Origin of the sequence: Paenibacillus popilliae ATCC 14706 (assembly GCF_000315235.1) — a bacterium.
Classification (GTDB): domain Bacteria; phylum Bacillota; class Bacilli; order Paenibacillales; family Paenibacillaceae; genus Paenibacillus_B; species Paenibacillus_B popilliae.
Map to the genome: position 1 here is coordinate 1 of NZ_BALG01000110.1, position 3,254 is coordinate 3,254.

General features: G+C 44.1%; 1 protein-coding gene and 2 pseudogenes. All 3 read right to left on the reverse strand.

What is annotated here, in order from left to right:
- Window positions 1-163 precede the first annotated feature (163 nt).
- A pseudogene (locus PPOP_RS24085) lies at window positions 164-511 on the reverse strand (IS21 family transposase); the annotation flags it as partial.
- Window positions 512-569: 58 nt separating this feature from the next.
- Window positions 570-1,609: pseudogene (locus PPOP_RS24090) on the reverse strand (IS3 family transposase); the annotation flags it as partial.
- A 96-nt stretch (window positions 1,610-1,705) separates the two neighbouring features.
- Window positions 1,706-3,073: an ABC transporter substrate-binding protein gene (locus tag PPOP_RS09260; protein WP_006286006.1), complete on the reverse strand. Its 1,368-nt coding sequence runs from the start codon at window positions 3,071-3,073 to the stop codon at window positions 1,706-1,708.
- Between the last annotated feature and the right edge of the window lie 181 nt (window positions 3,074-3,254).

The following is a 3,254-nucleotide window of genomic DNA, read 5'->3' on the forward strand; positions in this document are numbered from 1 at the left end:
AAAGCAGCGATGTCAGATGTTCCACAGAGGCTTCTTCTCCAAGGCGTTGAACAGCATCGCTGATTTCTTCAATTGAATAGACGGCACTCCAGCCGCTGTTGACGGACGGCGATTTCCGATATCGTTACATAGGTATGAAGCGGCTTCGGCAGCATGTTAATAGACCACTAGCTGGATTGCAGAAGACCGCTTCAAAGCGATAATGACTGCTGAATCGTTGGAAGGCTTCTGTCAGGTCTCGTTCACCATGCTTATCTACACGTACGACAGCTGCAGACAGATTATCGAACTAGATTCGCTCGGGAACCCCACCAGCTTGCTCGAACAGTCGTTTCAAGCCTTCCAGAAAGCATTCCTGATTCTCCGCAGGCGTTGGAAACACGAATGCAGCATTACTATAAGGGAAGGAAAGAACGAGCTGCTTGTACGTCATGAGGTGACCGTCTTTGCTCACCTCCATGCTGTAGAAATCAACCTGAGCTTCACCAGGAGGATGTTCCAGTCGCTCATGGATTGTCAACAGTAAATCAAACAACTTTTTAAGGGCTAGATTTCGATAGTGGATAGGAGTAATCGTACAACTCCAGTTCCAGGTGAGTAAGGATCTGGAAGTTCATCTGATTCACGAATTCGGTTTTGATAATCTTAAAGGTCGCTTCTACCACGGCGTTGTCATACGGACAACCTTTCATACGGAGTGATCGGCCGATTTCAAAAGTTTTCAAGAACGCATCCATTTTCTGATTTGGAAACTCGCTGCCCCGGTCGGTGTGAAATCAATGAATTTGGCGCAAATCGCCTTTGACCGTCGCAAAAGCGCGAGAAATCAGGGCAGCATCCTAATGGGGACCCACACTATGGCCGATGATCTCTCGATGAAACAGATCGACTAGCACGCATAGCACGCATATGTAATGCCACCGGTTCTGAACCTTCACATAACTCAGGTCGCTGACCACGAATCGCTTGACCTCCGTTTGGTCAAATTCTCGGTTCAAGGTGTTGGCTGTAGCTTCTTCATTGCACTTGGCCTTATGCGGCTTATACTGCGCCACGGTGTACGTCGAAACGAACCCTTGCTCCTTCATAATCCGACCAATTCGGCGTCTGGACACAACTATCCCGCATTCATGGAGCTTGACTTTGATTTTTCGAGTGCCATAGGCTTTTCGATTCTTGTGGAAGATGTCCACAATGGCTTCGGTGGCGTCATCTTCCTTTGCTGCTTCTTTGGCTTCATAGTAGAACGTACTGCTGGCGATTTGCAGGACGCCGCACATTGCTGATACCGAGTTTTTATCACGGTTGTTCTGGATGATAGCTACTTTCGTCCCCTGATCAGAGCGGCTTGCTTTAAAATATCGTTCTCCATTTTGAGGCGCTGGTTCTCTTTCCGAAAGGCGATCAGTTCATTCTCTTCCGGAGAGCGATTGTCCTTTTCGGAGAAAGAGCCTGTGGTTTGGGCTTGTTTCATCCAGCGATCCAAAGCCGATGCGGTGAGGTCAAATATCTCCACAATGTCTGCTCGGGATTTTCCGTTTTCGTAGAGTTGCACCATTTGCTTTTTAAACTCTGCTGTGAAAGTACGTCGTTGTTTTGGATTACCCATCGAACGCCATAAACGTTCAAGGAGGCACGTTACCCCAAAAGGGGTAGTGCAGTGATGGATCTAGCGCCAACAAACTAAATCGCCCTATCGCTCCCCCTATTCGGCAGTTTTGGAGTTTTCTTCTCTCTTTTCTGCTGCTCGCGCTTGATCCAACGCATTCTGGCCCTGCACTTGTAGTTCAGCCAATGCTTCATCCACTGTTTTCTTGTTATCTACGATCACTTTTAATGTGTCCTCGAGCAACGGTCTATAGAGACGATAAAACTCTTCCGGAACATTTTCATGAGACCGAAGGTCTGAAGAGTGTACTGTCGGTTTTAATTTATAGAATGGCTCCACGCTTCTTCCATAAAATTCCTTGGGTACTTGATTTCTCGTCGGAAAGGGTCTATTTGTTGAACGAGATAAAATTTTCGCCATGTCTGTTCCATTTACAAATTTCACTAATTCCCAGGCAGCACGCTTATTTGGGGAATTAGCCGAAACTGCATATATGCCCCCAAATGTTACTAACGCGGATTCATCTGGGTTTTGGGGATCAATCGGAACAGTAACGATATCCCAATTTATTTTTTTTGCTGATCTATCAATCATATCTATAAACCAAGTACCAGCAATGGTCATAGCTGCTTTTCCATCTGGAAAAGCAAAGAAGTCAGAAGGGTCAGAACAAGAGACCGCTTGGGAGCGTATGGCATCTGTTGTTAGCTCAAAAACTTTCTTCCAACCGTCTGAATGAATCAGCAACTTCTTTGCTTTTGCATCGAACATACGCAATGCAAAGGTGCTTGCAACACGATTAAGAAAGATGGATCTACTATAATTGGGAACGGTTATCTGATCAAATCCGTGCACTTTATTTTTTCCTGTGCCTATACCCTGAAATCGCTTAGATAAATTAAAAACCTCTTCCCATGTCATTTGGTTGCGCGGGAATTCAATGTTGTTCTCGGTAAATAAATCGCGGTTGTAGTACAATACTGAAGCTTCCAAGCTAGGAATGAGTCCGTATAATTTCCCCTGTCCTTTCGCACGTAAGCTATCGATAAGACCCGGCATGTAGCCTGTTAAATCAAATTGATCTTGCACGATCACTTCTTCTAAGCTATATAATTTACCCTCTTGCTCATAGGAAGTGAATAAATTTTCGTTCAGAAGTAGTACATCCGGTTTATGTTGCTCGATCAATGTTTTTACCTTTTCTTCATCCTGCTGCTCCACCCCGTGAAAATTGAGCGGGTGTTCCCTCGACATGATAGGAATCACTTCCACATCGATATTCGGATATTTTGCATTAAAGAGCTGCCCATAATCGTCATTAAATTGTCTTTCGCTGTAATACACCACCTTTATTTTTTCTTTTTCATCTTTAAGTGGCGCTAATGCTTGCTTTTCGCCGAAACAACCACTGGTAAACATCACCATCGTTAGGAGTACGAAAGAAATTTTCCACTTTGCCTTCATGCTAACAACACCTTTGTTGAGAAATTTATTATAAAATAAAGCATTTTTTCTCTAAATCTTTTGGTATGTAGAAAGAGCTATTAAGTACCAGGCCTGTTGATTAACCAACAAAATACAATTTAAGAATAGAAAAAAAGCCGCCAACTCGGTAAAATGTTTGTACCCTTACAAACGAACCGAA